Annotated in this window: 1 protein-coding gene; it reads left to right on the forward strand. The window is 72.9% G+C overall.

Features of this window, described 5'->3' with window-relative positions; translation table 11 throughout:
* The coding region (locus QUB06_RS30430) for a hypothetical protein (protein WP_333438449.1) at positions 1–339 on the forward strand (339 nt) is incomplete at both ends.

Genomic DNA, 339 nt, shown 5'->3' on the forward strand with positions numbered 1-339 from the left:
GGCGTGGGAGTTCCCGATGGAGTCGGTGTTCCCGCTGGAGTTGGTGTTTCCGATGGAGTCGGTGTTCCCGATGGCGTGGGAGTTCCCGATGGCGTGGGAGTTCCCGATGGAGTTGGTGTTTCCGATGGAGTTGGCGTTCCCGATGGAGTTGGCGTTCCCGATGGCGCGGGGGCCGGTGCGGGCGCCGGTGCAGGTGCGGGTGCAGGTGCGGGGGCCGGTGCAGGTGCGGGGGCCGGTGCAGGTGCGGGGGCCGGTGCGGGGGCCGGTGCGGGGGCCGGTGCGGGCGCGGGGGCAGGTGCAGGTGCGGGGGCCGGCGCAGGTGCCAGATCGGAAGAGCAC

This window comes from Microcoleus sp. D2_18a_D3 (genome assembly GCF_036702455.1).
Lineage (GTDB): Bacteria > Cyanobacteriota > Cyanobacteriia > Cyanobacteriales > Microcoleaceae > Microcoleus.